The 16255-nt window shown below is 70.3% G+C and carries 11 protein-coding genes; 2 read left to right on the plus strand and 9 right to left on the minus strand.

What is annotated here, in order from left to right; all coding sequences use genetic code 11:
* Window positions 1-107: 107 nt before the first annotated feature.
* Genes ABTZ89_RS21590 through ABTZ89_RS21600 form a run of 3 tightly spaced genes read right to left on the minus strand, consistent with a single transcriptional unit; the run spans window position 108 to window position 4194 of the window.
* Window positions 108-1448, minus strand: coding sequence for an MFS transporter (locus tag ABTZ89_RS21590; RefSeq protein ID WP_351047452.1), 1341 nt, complete (start codon window positions 1446-1448; stop codon window positions 108-110).
* Between the two features lie 25 nt (window positions 1449-1473).
* Window positions 1474-2649, minus strand: coding sequence for an acyl-CoA dehydrogenase family protein (locus ABTZ89_RS21595; RefSeq protein WP_351047455.1), 1176 nt, complete (start codon window positions 2647-2649; stop codon window positions 1474-1476).
* Between the two features lie 12 nt (window positions 2650-2661).
* Complete coding sequence (locus tag ABTZ89_RS21600) at window positions 2662-4194, minus strand: acyl-CoA synthetase (RefSeq protein ID WP_270949174.1); 1533 nt, start codon at window positions 4192-4194, stop codon at window positions 2662-2664.
* Between the two features lie 119 nt (window positions 4195-4313).
* Between ABTZ89_RS21600 and ABTZ89_RS21605 the strand changes: the two genes are divergently transcribed.
* Window positions 4314-4946: a TetR/AcrR family transcriptional regulator gene (locus tag ABTZ89_RS21605; RefSeq protein ID WP_351047459.1), complete on the plus strand. Its 633-nt coding sequence runs from the start codon at window positions 4314-4316 to the stop codon at window positions 4944-4946.
* 98 nt (window positions 4947-5044) lie between these two features.
* Here ABTZ89_RS21605 and ABTZ89_RS21610 read toward each other — a convergent pair whose 3' ends face one another.
* The 3 genes from ABTZ89_RS21610 to ABTZ89_RS21620 all read right to left on the minus strand — a co-directional run bounded on the left by ABTZ89_RS21610 (window position 5045) and on the right by ABTZ89_RS21620 (window position 8638).
* Entirely contained in the window at window positions 5045-6277 is a 1233-nt protein-coding gene (locus ABTZ89_RS21610) for a sigma-70 family RNA polymerase sigma factor (RefSeq protein ID WP_351047462.1), read from the minus strand.
* Between the two features lie 311 nt (window positions 6278-6588).
* Window positions 6589-7989: a uracil-xanthine permease family protein gene (locus tag ABTZ89_RS21615; RefSeq protein ID WP_270949170.1), complete on the minus strand. Its 1401-nt coding sequence runs from the start codon at window positions 7987-7989 to the stop codon at window positions 6589-6591.
* A gap of 322 nt (window positions 7990-8311) precedes the next feature.
* A complete protein-coding gene (locus ABTZ89_RS21620; protein ID WP_351047464.1) occupies window positions 8312-8638 on the minus strand; it encodes a hypothetical protein in 327 nt (108 codons plus the stop codon).
* Window positions 8639-9035: 397 nt separating this feature from the next.
* Between ABTZ89_RS21620 and ABTZ89_RS21625 the strand changes: the two genes are divergently transcribed.
* Window positions 9036-10196: a L,D-transpeptidase gene (locus ABTZ89_RS21625; RefSeq protein ID WP_351047467.1), complete on the plus strand. Its 1161-nt coding sequence runs from the start codon at window positions 9036-9038 to the stop codon at window positions 10194-10196.
* Here ABTZ89_RS21625 and ABTZ89_RS21630 read toward each other — a convergent pair whose 3' ends face one another.
* The 3 genes from ABTZ89_RS21630 to ABTZ89_RS21640 all read right to left on the minus strand — a co-directional run.
* Complete coding sequence (locus tag ABTZ89_RS21630; protein ID WP_351047470.1) at window positions 10197-13724, minus strand: AAA family ATPase; 3528 nt, start codon at window positions 13722-13724, stop codon at window positions 10197-10199.
* Window positions 13725-13782: 58 nt separating this feature from the next.
* Window positions 13783-14754 (minus strand): quinone oxidoreductase family protein, encoded by a 972-nt coding sequence (locus ABTZ89_RS21635; RefSeq protein WP_351047473.1) that lies wholly within the window; start codon window positions 14752-14754, stop codon window positions 13783-13785.
* A 168-nt stretch (window positions 14755-14922) separates the two neighbouring features.
* A partial coding sequence (locus ABTZ89_RS21640; RefSeq protein ID WP_502949575.1) for a peroxidase family protein occupies window positions 14923-16255 on the minus strand: 1333 nt, incomplete at its 5' end.

A 16255-nucleotide genomic window follows, 5' to 3' on the forward strand; every position in this document is an offset into this window, starting at 1 on the left:
GCCTGCTCGCCGACCCCGCCCGGCGCGGTGGTCCGGTGCCCCCGACGGGGCTGGAGCACCTGCGGGAGGAGTGAGCCCCGCTCCGGGGGTCTTGCCGGAGCGGGGACTCACGTCGGGGTCGCCGCCGCCTTCGGCTGGTCGATGCGGCGGCCGTGCGCCGCGATCCGCGCCGCGTCGCGTTCGGGCCGCACGAAGGCGAAGGCGAGCAGACCACCGATGAGCATCAGCGTCCCCGGGATGGCGAACGCGATGGTGAAACCGGTGGTCGGGTCTCCCGCCGCTTCGACGATCCGCCCGGTCACGTACGGGGCGGCGAGACCGGCGAGGGTGACCAGTCCGACGGTCAGGGACATCACGGCGCCGCGCTGGGCCGGTGGCGTGATCTCGGCGTTGATCGTCTGCCCGATCGCGAACTTGACCGCCCCGATGCTGAAGGCCACCGTGATGAGCGCGATCTTGACACCGGGGTGCGACACGAGCGGGACGAGGAGCATGGCCGAACCGGCCAGGAAGACCGCGCAGCCGCCCAGGATTCCCCGCGACACCCGGCTGGACACGCCCCGGTGCATCATCCACTGCGTCAGCGCGCCCTGCCCGAAGGTCGCGACGGTCTTCAACACCCAGGGTGCGGTCACGATCGTGCCGGCGGCGACCGCGCTGTAGCCCAACGAGGTTTCGAGGTAAGAAGGCACCCAGGCGAGCAGCAGCGTGGACGTCCAGTAGGCGCCGAAACCGCCGACGAACCCGGCCAGCCAGGTCCCGCTGAGCAGGATTCGGCGGTAGGGGACGCGGAACGACTCCACGGCTCCTGGTTCCGCGCTGATCGGCGCCGACACCCGGTCCGCAGTGCCCTCGCGACCGACGAAAGCCCAGACGCCGCACCAGAGCACGCCGACGAGGAACAGCGACAGGAACGCCCAGCGCCAGCCGAAGTTGATGATGACCAAGGTCAGCAGCGGCGCGGCCAGGACACCGCCCAGACCGCCGCCACCGGAGATCAGCGCGCCCGGAATGCTGCGCTTCTCGTTCGGGAACCACTTGAAGGCGGCGTGCATCGCCACCGGCTGCGCGGGGCCTTCCGCCGCGCCCAGGACGATCCTGCTGATCAGCAGCCCGGCGAACCCGGCGCCGGCGACCACCGGCAGCTGCGTGAGTCCCCACACCAGTGCCATGCCGAACAGGAGCCACTTCGCCGGGAACCGGTTGGCCATGAACCCGAACGCGATCGCGGAGATGTTGAACAGGAAGAAGAACGAGCTCGCCAGGAGTCCGTATTCGGAGTGGCTCAAGCCGAGGTCCCGCATGATGGGGTTGGCGGCGAGCCCCAGCACGGCCTTGTCCGCGTAGTTGATCAGCATGAAGACCAGCAGCATCGCCATGACGGCCCAAGCGCGCGAACTGGACTTCTTCGAGGGATCGGCCGGGGTGTCGAGGTTCGAGGACTTCATCGTCTCTCCAGGTGAAGTAGCCCGGTCAGGTGGTGAGCAGCTCCTTGGCGATGCCGTTCTTCTGGATTTCCGAGGAACCGGTGAGGATCCGGAACATGCGCAGCCTGCGGAACAGCCACTCGACCTCGCTGCCGCGCACCAGCCCCGCCTTGCCGTGGATCTGCACCGCCTCGTCCGCGATGCGGAAGGCGTTCTCCGCGACGAAGAGCTTGCACATGAACGCCTCGACGCGCGGTTTGGTGCCCGCGTCGAGCGCGGCCAGCGCGTCGTAGGTCATGCTCCGCGCGGCGTAGTAAGTGGTGGCCAGATCCGCGAGCTTGTGCTGCACGGACTGCAACGCCACCAGCGGAGCGCCGAAGGCGTGACGGTTCTTGGCGAAATCGACGGTGAGCTGCAGCGCGCGCCGCGCGTTGCCGAGCACCGTGGGACAGTGCAGCAGCCGGTTGGCCGTGACCCGGCCCAGTCCGACGCGCAGCCCGTCGCCGACACGGCCGAGCAGCTGCTCCGGGCCGACGTAGCAGTCCTCCAGGACGATGTCGCTTTCGATGTGCTGACCGGACATCGGGGTCTGGCCGTCGAGCACCGCGCACCCCGGCGAATCCAGGTCGACCAGGAACGCGGAGTAGGTGTTCTCGGCCTCGGCCATGCGGGCGACCAGCACCGAGAAGTCGGCGAACGGCCCGGCGGAGGAGAAGACCTTGTGCCCGGTGATCCGCCAGCCGTCACCGTCCGGCGTCGCAGTGGTGCGCATCGCGCGCACGTCGGAGCCCGCATCCGCCTCCGTCAGCGAGAAGCAGCAAGCCCGTTCGCCCCGGATCACCGGCAGCAGGTACTTCTCCAGCTGGAGCTCGGTGGCGAACTCGAAGATCGCCCCGGCGCGCAGCGGGCCGCCCATGTCGCCGAGCACCGAGTGCGAGAGGACGCGCCCCGAAGCACCGATCTCCTCCTTGAGCGCGGCCAGCTCGGTGAACGAGAGCCCCTGCCCGCCGAAGCGCTCGGGCAGGTGGATGCCGTAGAAGCCGAGCTCGCGGCTGCGCTTCCAGACCGGCTCCAGCACGTCGCGGTGCAGCCGCGTTTCCGGGGTGAGCTGGAGGTCCGCCTCGTACTCCGCGAGCTCGCCGTCCAAGTAGTCGCGCAACCGCCCGACGAGATCGGCCAGGCGCGGGTTGTCGTCGTAGGTCGGGTTGATCGTGAACGTCATCGTCGTCCCTCCTCAGTGGACTTTGCGGTCGCTGCCGGCCCAGTAGCGGCCGCGCACCGCGCGCCGGTCGACCTTGCCGTTGCGGTTCACCGGGAGATCGGCGGCGAAGTCCACGGTCTTGGGCAGCTTGTGGCGGGCCAGCTTCGTCGCGCAGAACTCGACGAGCCCTTCTTCCGACACCACCTCGCGGGCCACGACGACGGCCTTCACCGCCTCGCCCCAGGTCTCGTCCGGCACGCCGACCACGCAGGCTTCCGACACCGCCGGGTGCTCGTAGAGCGCGGCTTCGACTTCGCTGCAGTAGACGTTGAAACCGCCGGAGATGATCATGTCCTTCTTGCGGTCCACGATGAACAGGTAGCCGTCGGCTCGCAGGTAGCCGATGTCGCCGGTGTGCACCCAGCCGTCGCGGAAGGTCTGGGCGCTCAGCTCGGGTTCCCGCCAGTACTCGCGGACGCAGTCCGGCCCGCGCACCACCACCTCGCCGAGCTCGCCGGCCGGCACCGGAGCGCCGCTGTCGTCCACCACGCGCACCTCGGTGTCGTAGACGGGCCGACCGCAGGAGGACAGCAGTTCCGGGTCCTCCTCGATGCCGCGCACGACGTCCTCCGCGGTGAGCACGGTGACTCCGCTGGTGGTCTCGGCCTGCCCGTAGCCCTGCATGACGACCGGGCCGAACGCGGCGACGGCCTCGCGCAACCGCTGCGGCGAGACCGGAGCGCCGCCGACCCGCAGGCAGGTCATCGAGGACAGGTCGGCAGTGCTCAGATCCGGGTGCGAGAGCACCAGGTTCAGCATCGTCGGCACGAGGAACGTGGAGGTGATCCGCTCGGATTCCACGGTTCGCAGGAACTCCCCGGCATCCCAGCGCGGTAGCACCACCACGCTGGTGCCGCGGGCGAACGCCGCCAGCAGTCCCATCCCGGTGGCGTGGGTGATCGGCCCGGCTGCGAGGTAGCGCTCGACCTCCTCCGACCGGCGCTCCGGAGTCATCAGCCGCTTGCGCATGTTCGCCAGCCGGTTGCCGGTCGTCTGCACGGCGGCTTTCAGCGACCCGGTCGAACCGGAGGTGAAGTTGAGGACCGCCGGATCGTCCTCGGCGACCTCCACCGCGACCGGTTCCTCCTCTCCCGAGGCCAGGAGATCGGCGTAGTCGCCGTCGTAGTCGACCACCTCGCACGCCAGCCCGGCGCCGGCCACGATCTCGCGCGCCACCTCGACGTGCGCGGAGTCCGCGAACAGGACCCGGACCGAGGCGTCGGCCAGGACGTGCTCGACCTCGCCCGCAGCGAGCCTGGCGTTGATCGGCACCCGCAGGAAACCGCCCTTGCAGAGGGCCATCTCGGTCTCCACCAGCTCGGCGCAGTTCCCGGCGAAGGTCGCCACCGCCTGCCCCTGGCGGACGCCCCGCGCGAGCAACGCCGAAGCCAGCCGGTTGGTGCGCGCTTCCAGTTCCCGGTAGGTCCAGCGCTGACCGCCGCAGACCAACGCCTCCCGATCCGGCCAGAAGCTGCTGCTGCGGGTGAGGTAGCTGCCCAGGTTCATGCCGACTCCCAAGATTTTCGCCAGGTCGACCAGTACTGGACACAATGTCTAGTAACTCACGGCTTGTCAACGGGCGGGTAAACTGACCGGCCGGAACGAGAACCACGAAAGGCCTTGTCATGCCGACCGAGGACCGGCGCACCCGCCGCACTCGCCGCCTCCTGCGGGACGCCCTGGTGTCCCTGGTGCTGGAGCGCGGTTATTCCAACGTGACGGTGGAGGACATCACCGAGCGTGCCGACCTCGGCCGGGCGACCTTCTACAGCCACTACCCGGACAAGGACGCGCTGCTCAGCCGCGTCGTCTCCGACCTCCTGGAGGAGTTGCACGCGAGGCTGCTGCCGCTGGTGCCGACCTCGTCGGTGGGCTTCACGGGAAAGCCGGTGCTGGAGCTGTTCCGGCACGCGCTCGAGGAGCGCGACGTCTACCGCGTCATCCTGCGCGGCGAGGGCGATGGACGGGCGCTCCAGGAATTCACCGACGCGCGCACCGCCGCAGCGGCGCACGTCTTCCAGGCGCGCGCCGAGCACCACGGCGCGTCCCCGCGGATCGACGTCGAAGTGCTCGCCCGCGCCTGGGTGGGCGAGCAGATCGCGGTGATGCGCTGGTGGTTGGAGGCCGACCCACCTCGGCTGTCACCGGAGGAGGTCACCGGCATGCTCCTCGACCTCTCGCTGCGCGGACGCTACTGGGCCAACGGATTCGACGGCGTTCCGCCGGACCGCGACGAGGAGATCCCGGCGGAGGACTGAGCACGGGGCGAGCATCTGCTCCAGCCCCGGAGCTCAGCACTGCACGACAGCAGCGTCCGAAGAGACTTCGGACGCTGCTGGGCGAAGAACCTCCAGTGCTACCGCGGCTGTCCCGCGTTCACCTCGGCCTCCAGCTGGATCCGGTTCCGGTCGACGTCGAGGTCGACCGCCGCGCTCACGCCGTTCAGCAGCGGCAGGGACAGCTTCGCCTGGACGTCGGTGACGTGCTGCTGATGGCCCGGCGGGACCAGCGGCAGCGGCGGCAGCAACAGCTCGTCCTCCGCCGGCGGCTCGGGAGCCGGGTCCTGTCCTGGCTGCTGCTCCGGAGGCGTGGACTGCGCCGGCGGCGGGGCCGCCGGGGGCACGGCCGCTGCCGGCGGGTTCTGGGCCGGAGCCTGTTGCCCCTGCGGGCTTTCCGGTGTGACCGGCGCTGCCGCCAGCGGCGGCGGGTCGGTCTCGTTCGCGGCCAGCGCGATGCCCAAGGCGGCCAACGCGGCGAGGAGCGCGACGCCCGCCGCCACGCTCTTGCGCGGGTTCGACCGCACCGCTCCGATGACCCCGGCACCGACCAGGCCGCTCCCCGTGGTGGCCAGGTAACCGGTCGCCGATGCGCTCCCGCCCAGCACGATCGGTGCGATGAAGACCTTCAGCGAACCGTTGATCTCCATCAGCTCGGCCGCGATCCCCGCGCACCGGTCGCAGTCGTCCAAGTGCTGGTTGACCTGCGCCGTCTCGCGCTTCGACAGGCCTTCGCGGGTCCACGAGCCCAACCGGTCGATCGCCGAGCGGCAGGCGTCGGGTTCCTCGGCCATCTTCGCCAGGTGCACCTGGAGGTACTGCTGCTTGAGGCCTTCGCGGGCCCGGTAGGCCAGCGCGGACACACCGTTGGCCGTCATGCCCAGCATCGGTGCGACCTTGGACGGTGATTCGCCCTCGATCTCCACGTGCCAGAGCACCATCTGCCAGCGCTCAGGTAACCGCTGGAACGCCGCTGTGATCAGCGACCGCTCCTCGTTCTCCACCGCCACGTCGCGGAACGGCTGGCTGATGTCGATGTTGGGCACCGTCTCGAGGTCGTCGACGGTCTGCGTCCGCTTCGCCTTGTTCGCCCGGTCGTACGCGCCGTGCCGCACCGCCGTCAGCAGGTAGGCGCGGAAGGCCTCCGTCGGCCCCCTGCCGTCCCGCAGCAGGCCGAGCACCTTCGCGAACGCCTCGGACACCACGTCGTCGGCTTCCGCCTGCGATTTGGTGACCTGCCGGGCCATCGCGTGCGCCGCGCCGACGTGCCGCTCGTACAACGTCCCGAACGCCTCGCCGCTGCCACTGCGCACAGCATCGATCAGCTCAGCGTCGCTCGCGCCATGGACCTGATCTTCCTGTGGGACCGCCGCCACCAACAACCACCTTCAACGCCAACACTTCTCCCAGCGGGAGAAAGGGTATCCCGGCGGCTTTCGGCCGAACAGACGTAGTCGATCACGAGGACGGCTCAATCCCGACTCGGCCCGGCAGACCAGACCTTCGTCGTCACTCGCTTTGCCCAACGGCGGGACGTCGGAGCGTTCGCGAAAACGGCGAGTGCCCCTGCTCGAGCACGTGCTGCGCTCGAAGAGGGGCACTCGACGGTCGGGGGACGGGGGTACTAGCCGCCGGCGCTCCGGGCAGGTTCCGGAGTTGCCGGTTGCGCTACCGGTTTCGGCGTCGCGGACTTCAGCGGGTGGTTGAAGACGATGTTGAGCAGCACCGCCACGATGGCGCCCGCGACGATCCCGGTGCCGAACACGGTCTGGAACCACTGCGGGAACTGCGCGTAGATCTTCGGCGCGGCCAGCGGGATCAGCCCGACCGCCAGCGAGACCGACACGATGAACATGTTGTGCCCCTGCTCCAGGTGCGCCCGCGACAGCGTGCGGATGCCGCTGGCGGCGATGCTGCCGAACAGCATCAGGCCCGCACCGCCCAGCACCGGGTACGGCACCAGCGAGACGACACCGCCCAGCACCGGGAACACGCCGAGCAGGGCCATCACCATGCCCGCGACGGCGACGACGAACCGGCTGCGCACCCCGGTCAGCGACACCACGCCGACGTTCTGGGCGAAAGCGCTGGTGGGCAGGCCGCCGAACAGCGAGCCGACCGTGGTGGCGATGCCGTCCACCCGCAGGCCGCGGGTGACGACCTTCTTCTCGACCTCGCGGTCGCAGATCTCGCCGATCGCCAGCATCCCGGCCGCGCTCTCGGTCATCGCCACCAGGATCACGATGCACACCGCGAGGATCGCGGAGGGCTGGAACTCGGGCATGCCGAACTGCAGCGGGCCGGGCAGCGCGAACCAGGAGGTCTGCGCGAACGTGCTGGTGTCGATCATGCCGAACGGGGCCGCCACCAGCGTGCCGATGACCATCCCCAGGATCAGGGCGATCTGCTTGAAGAAACCGCGCGAGAACCGCTGCAGCACCACGATGGTGACGAGCGTGAACAGCGCGAGGCCGAGGTTGGCCATGGACCCGAAGTCCGGTGCGCCCGACCCGCCCTGAGCCCAGGCGACGGGCACGGTCATCAGCGATACGCCGATCAGCGTGATCACCACGCCGGTGACGACGTGCGGGAAGAAGCGCATCAGCCGGCCGAAGAACGGGCCGATCGCCAGGCAGAACAGGCCGCCGACGAGGACCGCGCCGAGCACCGTCTGGATCTGGTGGCCGGGAGCCGCCGAGTGCGCCACCGTCAGCAGGGACGCGAGCCCGGCCGAAGAGCTGGCGTTGACGAAGGGCAGCCGGTTGCCCGCGAACTTCCCGGCGCCCAGTGTCTGCAGCAAGGTCGCCAAGCCCGCGACCAGCAGGCTCACCGAGATCAGCGCGATCTGGTCCTGCTGGCCCAGGCCGCAGGCGGGACCGATGATCAGCGGTGGCGCGACCACTCCCGCGTACATCGCACCGACGTGCTGGAAGGCGGCTGGAAGAAGCCGTTTGGCAGGCAACTTCTCGTCAACCGGATGGCAGGACGCCGGGGTTGCGGACTCCCCCTGCGAATTCAATGCCATGACCAGTTCCCCTTTGGAAAAAGAAAGGATGCCCCGGTCCGCCGCGGACCTGTGGGCCGGACTGCTCTCATCGACCGCAGGACTGGCGGCACCGAATGGCGCACCTGTCCCTTCCGCCCCTCGCGTTGTTCGTCCGACTCGGCGGGCGGTCGTTACCCGGTGTGAACCGGCAGGTGAGCCGGTTCCCTTGCCTCCTCCCCGGTGAAGAGCGCGGTGCCGCAGCGCTTTTTCGCTGTCAGGCACGAGCAAGCTACTTCCGGAATCCAACTGGAGTCAACATTTTGTTGAACTTCCGTTTCGCGGAATTGCCGGAAGCGTCCGGTCAGGCGTGGAAGCTTTCCACGCGAGAAGAAAACGCCAAGTTCTTCCGGGAAAGTCCTTGAACGGCAGCCGGAACACTGCTAAACGATGCGCATTCGGCCGGACAACGGGAATTGCGGACATCATTGTCACGCAACGTATACGCCGCGACGAGTAGCAGGTTCGCCGCCGCACGGGCCGGGATGGCGATTTCCCGCCACCCGGACCGCAGGCGGCTCGGCGCACCGATCGCGGACAGCGCAGCTCCGGCGCAGGCGCCTTCGACGGACCCCGCCGGTCCAAGTAGGACGAAGATCCGAATCGCCGGCTCGACGATCGCGGACATCATCGCGGCCGACTGGAAACCGTTGGCGCATTTGAAGATCCACGATCTTCACCACCCCTGGTCAACGTTCCGTCCTCGGTGGACTTCATGATCAGCGCCGCGCGGACGGCGCGGGCTCAGCACGCGACACCACCCGGCTTCCGCTCCCCCGCCGAGCGTTTTGCACTGTTCTCCGAACTGCTCGTCCTGATCGGTGCAGAAAACGCACCGACCACCCACCGCGACGATCTCCGCACTGCGGGAAACCATCTCCCGGACGCAGTTCCGGGTCGACCGGGACCACCTCTGTCACGCAGTGCGGTCAAAACCACCGCGGCCTTGATCGTGTTGAGATGTCACGGATCCGGACCGACAGTGGTGGGAACGTCGAGCCGCACGGCTGAGGTTTCGGGGGGTCGGTATGCGAGTCGCACTGGCGTGGCCAATCGTCGTCGGGACCGCGCTCGCCTGCGCGCTGACCTCGTGCACCGAGCCCGAGCCCAAGGTGTCCGCCGCGTCGGTGACGACCTCCGTGCCCAACGGGGCCACCGTCGGGCCCAGCGATCCGCTGGTCGTCACCGCCCACCGAGGCGTCCTGACCTCGGTCACCGTCACCGCGGACGGGGGAACCGCGCTTCCCGGTGAGCTGACCGACGGCGGCCGGAAGTGGAGCTCGACCGCCCCGCTGGAGTTCAGCAAGACCTACCGCGTGCAGGCCCAGGCGCAGGACGCCGAGCGCATCCCCGCGCCGCCGACGAACTCGACGTTCACCACCGCCACCCCCGCCGACGAGGTCACCGTGGACCGGACCCGGCCCACCGACGGCGACGAGGTCGGGGTCGCCATGCCGATCTCGATCTACTTCACCAAGCCGGTGACCGACCGCGCGGCCGTCGAACGCCGCCTGTCGGTCGAACCGTCGGTGCCCACCGAGGGCTCCTTCCACTGGATGGCCGACGACCAGGTCAACTGGCGGCCGAAGGACTACTGGAAGCCGGGCACCGCCGTGAAGGTGCGCGCGCGGCTGTACGGGGTCGACACCGGTGGTGGCGTGATGGGCACCGCCGACCACGAGGCGAACTTCCGCATCGGGCGGGACCAGCGCGCGATCGGCGACGTCAACACGCACATGTTCACCGTCTACCAGGACGGCCAGGAGATCCGGCAGCTGCCGGCCTCCTACGGCAGGAGCATCTACCCGACCCAGTCCGGCGTGCACGTGGCCTTCGAGAAGCACACCTCCGTCCGGATGCGCTCGGACTCCTGGGGCGGGCCGCAGAAGGGCGACCCCGGCTTCTACGACGAGGTCCTGCCCAACGCGGTGCGCATCTCCAACAACGGCGAGTTCGTGCACGTCAACGGCGCAACCGTGTGGGCCCAGGGCGAGTCCAACGTCTCGCACGGCTGCATCAACCTGTCGCCGGAGAACGGCAAGTGGTTCTTCGACTTCGTGCAGATCGGCGACCCGGTGGAGATCGTCGGCTCCGACCGGCCGCTGACCACCGCCGACGGCGACATCCCGGACTGGACCATCCCGTACCCCGAGTACGTCCAGGGCAGCGCCCTCTACCAGGCGCGCTGATCACAGGTACTGGCCGAACGGGTCCTCCCCGGAGACGAGCCGGCTGACCTGCACGCCCGCCAGGTCGGCGGGACGCAGCAGCCGGATCTCCTCGGGGGCCGACGTCCCGGCCGTGATCCGCTCGCCCTGCAACGCGATCGCCCGGTCCAGCAGGTTGCGCACGACCCGGCCGTTGCCGAACGACTCGTCGCGCTTGGCCGCCCGCAGGATCTGCCGGACCTGCGCGTCGACGCCCTTGCCGAGGGTGAACCCGGCGGTCGCCGCCATGCGCTCGAAGATCTCCACGAGCTCGGCTTCGCCGTAGTCCGGGAAGTGCACCACCGACGGGAAGCGGGAGGCCAGGCCCGGATTGGTGCGCAGGAACTCCGCCATCCGGCTCTCGTACCCCGCCGCGATCACCACCAGGTCGTCGCGGTGCTCCTCCATCAACCGCAGCAGCTCGGCGATCGCCTCCGGGCCGTAGGACTGCCTGCCGTCCGGCGGGGTCAGCGCGTAGGCCTCGTCGATGAACAGGACACCGCCCAGCGCACGCTCCACCGCGGAGCGGACCTTCGGGGCGGTCTGGCCGAGGTACTGGGCGATCAGGTCCGCGTGCGAGACCTCCACCAGGTGCCCGGAGGACAGCAGGCCGAGCTTGGCGTACACCGCCGCGATCAGCCTGGCCACCGTCGTCTTGGCCGTGCCCGGATTGCCGGTGAACACCAGGTGCCGGGTGCGCGAGCCGAGCTCCAGCCCAGCACCGCGGCGCATCTGGTCGGCTTCGGCCTCCGAGACCACCAGCCGCACCTCGCGCTTGACCGTCTCCAGGCCGACCAGGTCGTCGATCATCGCCAGCGGGTCTTCCGGCAGGTCCGCGCGCACCGGCTCCACCGGGGTGTCCGGGACGTCGGCGACCTCGATCCGGTCCAGCGCACCGCCCGGCTCGTCGTCGGCCAGGATCCGCCTGGACTGCGCCGAGATCGCGCGCTCCAGCAGGTTCACCGCGAGGCGTCCGTTGGTCATCGCCGCGTCGCGGCGGGCCGCGCGGACCAGCTTCCCGACCTTCTCCGGCACCCCGTCGCCCGGCGTGAAGCCGGCCTCGGCCGCCTTGCGCTCGAACAGCTCCACCACCTGCGCATCGGTCAGGTCCGGGAACCGCACCACCTTCGGGAAGCAGGCCTGCAGCTCCGGGTTGGCCTTGAGCAGGCCGTTCACCGCCGCATCCGGTCCGCACAGGACCACCAGCAGGTCCTGCGAGCGCGCTTGCAGACCGGCCAGCAGCGCGTCGATCACGCCGCGGTTGCGGGACTGGTCGAGGTCGATGCCGGGCCTGGCGAGCGTGCCGGCGTCCTCGATGCACAGCACACCGCCCGCTGCCCGCTCGAGCGCGCGCTGGACGCCGACCCCTGCCTCGCCGAAGTGCCGTCCGGCCAGGTCCGCGCAGTCGACCACCACGAGGTGCCCCGAGGACAGCAGCCCGAGGTCGGCGCACATCCGGCCCAGGACCCCGGCGGTGGTGGTCTTCCCGGTCCCCGGTCCGCCGGTGAACACCAGGTGCCGCGGGCGGACCGCGTCCGGCATCCCGGCTTCCCGGCGCTTCTCGGCGGCCCGGACCTCGGCCAGCACCAGGTCCAGCTCGCGGCGCACCGATCCCAGGCCGACGCAGTCCGCGAAATCGGCACCGCCGGCCGGCGGCTCCGGCAGGTCGCCGCGCAGGACCGCCACCTGCCCGTCGCCGCTCCGGGCCTTGGCCGCTTCGACGCTGCGCTCCGCCAGGTCCTCGACCAGCCGGGCACCGCGCATGTTCTGCTGCCCGGCCGCCGCCAACCGCGCGCCTTCCCGCGCGACCTCGTCCGCGACTTCCGCATCTCGCCGGGTCACCGCGCGCTTGAACAGCTCGACGCGCTCCTCCTCGGTGAACGGGCGCGTCGTCGCGATCCGGAACTGCTGGAGCAGCGCCGGGTTCAGCTCCCCGACCCGGTCCGCTCCCCCGGCCCGGCACACCGCGACGACGTGCAGTTCCGGCAGTCGGTTCAGCAGCCGGCGCAGCTCCTCGAGCAGCGCGGCACCGGACCACTCCAGACCCGCCAGCTGGTCGAGCCCGTGCACCACCAGCACGTCGCGGGGGCCGAGGCCGAACGTCTTCTGCTGCAGGTGCACCACGGCGTTGCTGACGTCCAGGCTGGTGAACTCCGCATCGGACAGCCACAGCTCGTGGCCGTACGCGCCGATCTTGTTCAATGCACCGCGCAGCAGCCCCAGCGCAGTGCCCCGGCCGGTGCTCTCCGGCCCCGACAGCAGCATCCGAACGCCTTCGGTGCGGCTGTGCTGGAAGTCGGCCAGCCCGGCTCGCAGCGCTTCCGCCAACTCCGGCTGGCCCACCAGCTCCGCGGCCGGATCCCGCTCGGACTCGTCGCTGGAAAGCTCCTCCACCAGCGGGTTGACCACCCGGCGCGGCTCGACGAGCCCGCGCAGCTGGCGCTGGAACTCCCCGACCATGACGCTGCAGCTCGGCGTCACCACGGTGTTCGGCAGGCCCTGCACGACGCCGCTGATCCGCATCGCCATGTCCAGCCAGGCGCGGCAGACGTCCACCTCACCGGCCAGCACCGCACGTCCCAGCCACGCCCTGACCTGGTTGTGCCACTGGTTGGCGTTGAAGGTCCCCTTGAGCCCGGCGAAGATGTTCTGCACGACGCCGAACTTCTCGCGCCCGGTGGTGATCGCCAGCTCGACCGGCACCTCCACCAGATCGGCGTGCAGCATCACGCAGGCCAGCGCGGCCTCCTTCGCCACGGCGGGGTCGACGTCGGGCACCGGACCGGTCCCCGTCGCGCCCGTCACCCGCTCCAGCAGCCGCTGGTGCGCGGCTAAGAAGCCCGAGCACGCCCAGTCCAGGTACCCGGCCGGCCCGGCGAGCTCGGGCAGGGCAGCCAGGATCGAGTCGTCGGCCCGCCGCGCCCACATCTCCCGCAGCTCGGCGGCCGGAGCGACGAGGTCCTGCTTGGCCAGCGCCGGGTCGGCCGCGCGCAGGTCGTGCAGCGCGATCAGCGCCTGGCGGCGCGATTCCAGGGGCTCGATGCCCGCGAAGACGTCCAGGCAGCGCCGGGCCAGGTCGAAAGCCACCTCGCGCAGCTCCGGGTCGTCACCGGCGCCCTCCAGCAGCCACTCCACCGGCGGCCGGAACGTCGAGGCGATCACGGTCGTGCCCCAGGAGCGGTCCGGCTCCCAGGGCTGCGCCACGAAGCTGCCGAGCACGTCGTGCTGGACGTCGACGCAGTTGCGAGCGCGCACCGACGACGTGCCGAGCAGGAACTCCAGCAAGGACCACAGCTCGGCGCCGACGACCGAGGTGCCCTCGGCGAAGAACTCCGGCAGCTGCATCGCGATCTGCTCGGCCGCCGGATCGCGGTTGAGCTCCTCCGCCCGCTGCCGGACCTCGTCGTACAGCCCGTCCGGCACCCGCCACGGTCCGTGCGAGTACACGTCGAGGACGGGCTCATCGGAGAGCAGCAGGTGCAGGTGCTCGGGCAAGGTCGGCAGGTCCACGATCGGCCAGACTACTGCCGACGGGTGATCCTTCGAGGAAGAACCCGAAGAGCCGAGGTCAGGGAACGGACAGGACGATCTTGCCGTTGGCCTGGCCGGTGCGCAGGCGGTCGGCGGCTTCCACCGCCCGGTCGAACGGGAAGACCTCGTCGATGATCGGGCGGATCCGGCCGTCGGCCACCGCCGGGAGCACCTCGGGGACCAGAGCGGCCATCACCTCGCCGAGCTCGGCCGGGCGGCCGAACCCGAACGACACACCGCGCAGGTGCAGGTGCCGGTGGGACAGGTGATCGAGGTTGATCGTCGATTCCGCCCGGTCCAGGCGGCCGATGTTGACCAGGTGCCCGTCGATGCGGGTCGCGGGCAAGCAGCTGGCGAACGTCCGCCCTCCGACGTGGTCGAGGACGACGTCCACGCCTTCGCCGTCCGTGGCCTCGAGCGCCTCCTCGGTCACGTCGTCGCCGACGACGACCACGTCCGCTCCGGCGCTCACCAGCAACGCCTCCTTCGACGGGGACCGCGTGGTGCCGATGACCGTCGATGCTCCGAGCACCTTGGCGATCTGCACGCCGAGCAGGCCGATGGCGGAGGTCGCGCCGGTGATGAGCACCGACTGCCCGGCCTCGAAAGCGCCCAGTTCGAGCGCGCCGTGCTCGGTGAGCAGACCGGTGGGCAGCGCTGCGGCCTCGTCGAACCCGATGGCTTCGGGGATGCGCAGGACGTGCCGGTGGTCGGTGAGCGCGTACTGGGCGAAGCTGCGCGGCTGCGTGCCCATCACGCGGTCCCCCACCGCCACACCCGGAACGCCCGATCCGACGGCCGCCACTTCACCGGCGAATTCGTAACCGGCCTGGTACTGCTCGCCCGTGCCGCCGACCGTCGGATCGGTGGCGGCCAGCACCGGGACGTCGGCGTTGTTCAGCCCAGCGGCGCGCACCCGCACCAGCAGCTGCCCCGGCCCGACCTCGGGCACCGGGATCTCCCTGGCCACCCACTCCGGGCCGGTGCCGCCGAACAACGCGGTCATCATCGCTGGTCGGCTGACCCCGTCACGGGGTGCCGGCCGGGTCCCGGTCGGAGGCATTGGCCCAGGATGGCCGCAGCGGAACCCGCGCGCACCCGGATCCCCCGAAAAGGGCGGGACCCCGCCCTCGGAGAACTCGAGGACGGGGTCCTGCCGGTCAACGACCGCTGGGGATCAGACCAGGTCGAACCGGTCCAGGTTCATGACCTTGTCCCACGCCGCGACGAAGTCGCGCACGAACTTCTCCTTGGCGTCGTCGCTCGCGTAGACCTCGGCGAGCGCCCGCAGCTCGGAGTTCGAGCCGAAGACCAGGTCCGCGCGGGAACCGGTCCACTTGACCTCGCCCGAGTCGTCGCGCGCCTCGAAGGTCTGCGACTCGTCGTCGGCCGGGGCCCAGTTGGTGCCCAGGTCGAGCAGGTTCGCGAAGAAGTCGTTGCTCAGCTGACCCGGGTTGTCGGTGAGGACGCCGAGGTCGGACGAGTCGTAGTTCGCGCCCAGCACGCGGAGGCCGCCGACCAGGACGGTCATCTCCGGCGCGCTCAGCGTGAGCAGGTTCGCCCGGTCCAGCAGCAGGTACTCGGCCGGCAGCCGGTTGCCCTTGCCCAGGTAGTTGCGGAAGCCGTCGGCGGTGGGCTCCAGCGGGACGAAGGACTCCGCGTCGGTGTGCTCCTCGGTGGCGTCCACGCGACCCGGGGTGAACGGCACCTCGATGTCGTGACCGGCGGCCTTGGCGGCCTGCTCGACCGCGGCGCACCCGCCGAGGACGATCAGGTCGGCCAGCGAGACCTTCTTGGCGCCGGTGTTGAACGACTCCTGGATGCCCTCCAGGGTGCTCAGCACGGTCGCGAGCTGGTCGGGGTTGTTGACCTCCCAGTTCTTCTGCGGCTCCAGGCGGATCCGCGCGCCGTTGGCGCCACCGCGCTTGTCGCTGCCGCGGAACGTCGAGGCCGACGCCCACGCGGTGGAGACCAGCTGGGCGGTGCTCAGGCCGGACTCGAGGATCTTCGCCTTCAGCGCGGCGACGTCGTCGGCACCGATGACCTCGCCCTCCTGCGCCGGCAGCGGGTCCTGCCAGATCAGGGTCTCCTCCGGCACCTCGGCGCCGAGGTAGAGCGACTTCGGCCCGAGGTCGCGGTGGGTCAGCTTGAACCACGCGCGGGCGAAGGCGTCGGCGAACTGGTCCGGGTTCTCCATGAACCGGCGCGCGATCGGCTCGTAGACCGGGTCGTAGCGCAGCGCCAGGTCGGTGGTGAGCATGCTCGGCGCGATGCGCTTCGAGGAGTCGTGCGCGTGCGGGACCGTGCCCTCACCGGCACCGCCCTTGGGCTTCCACTGCTTCGCACCGGCCGGGCTCTCGGTCAGCTCCCACTCGAAGCTGAAGAGGTTCCACAGGAAGTTGGTGCTCCACTTGGTCGGCGTCGAGGTCCCTTGAGCTTGACCGTGTCGATGCCCAGGTGGACCAGCACCGCCGCGCCACCCGGCGAGGCGATCACGAACGCGTGCGGGT

The organism is Saccharopolyspora sp. NPDC002686, from assembly GCF_040295745.1.
Lineage (GTDB): Bacteria > Actinomycetota > Actinomycetes > Mycobacteriales > Pseudonocardiaceae > Saccharopolyspora > Saccharopolyspora oryzae.

Coding starts and splice junctions, on each gene's coding strand:
- ABTZ89_RS21590 (WP_351047452.1), bottom strand. CDS start 1,448: ATGAAGTCCTCGAACCTCGACACCCCGGCCGATCCCTCGAAGAAGTCC.
- ABTZ89_RS21595 (WP_351047455.1), bottom strand. CDS start 2,649: ATGACGTTCACGATCAACCCGACCTACGACGACAACCCGCGCCTGGCC.
- ABTZ89_RS21600 (WP_270949174.1), bottom strand. CDS start 4,194: ATGAACCTGGGCAGCTACCTCACCCGCAGCAGCAGCTTCTGGCCGGAT.
- ABTZ89_RS21605 (WP_351047459.1), top strand. CDS start 4,314: ATGCCGACCGAGGACCGGCGCACCCGCCGCACTCGCCGCCTCCTGCGG.
- ABTZ89_RS21615 (WP_270949170.1), bottom strand. CDS start 7,989: ATGGCATTGAATTCGCAGGGGGAGTCCGCAACCCCGGCGTCCTGCCAT.
- ABTZ89_RS21620 (WP_351047464.1), bottom strand. CDS start 8,638: ATGATGTCCGCGATCGTCGAGCCGGCGATTCGGATCTTCGTCCTACTT.
- ABTZ89_RS21625 (WP_351047467.1), top strand. CDS start 9,036: ATGCGAGTCGCACTGGCGTGGCCAATCGTCGTCGGGACCGCGCTCGCC.
- ABTZ89_RS21635 (WP_351047473.1), bottom strand. CDS start 14,754: ATGATGACCGCGTTGTTCGGCGGCACCGGCCCGGAGTGGGTGGCCAGG.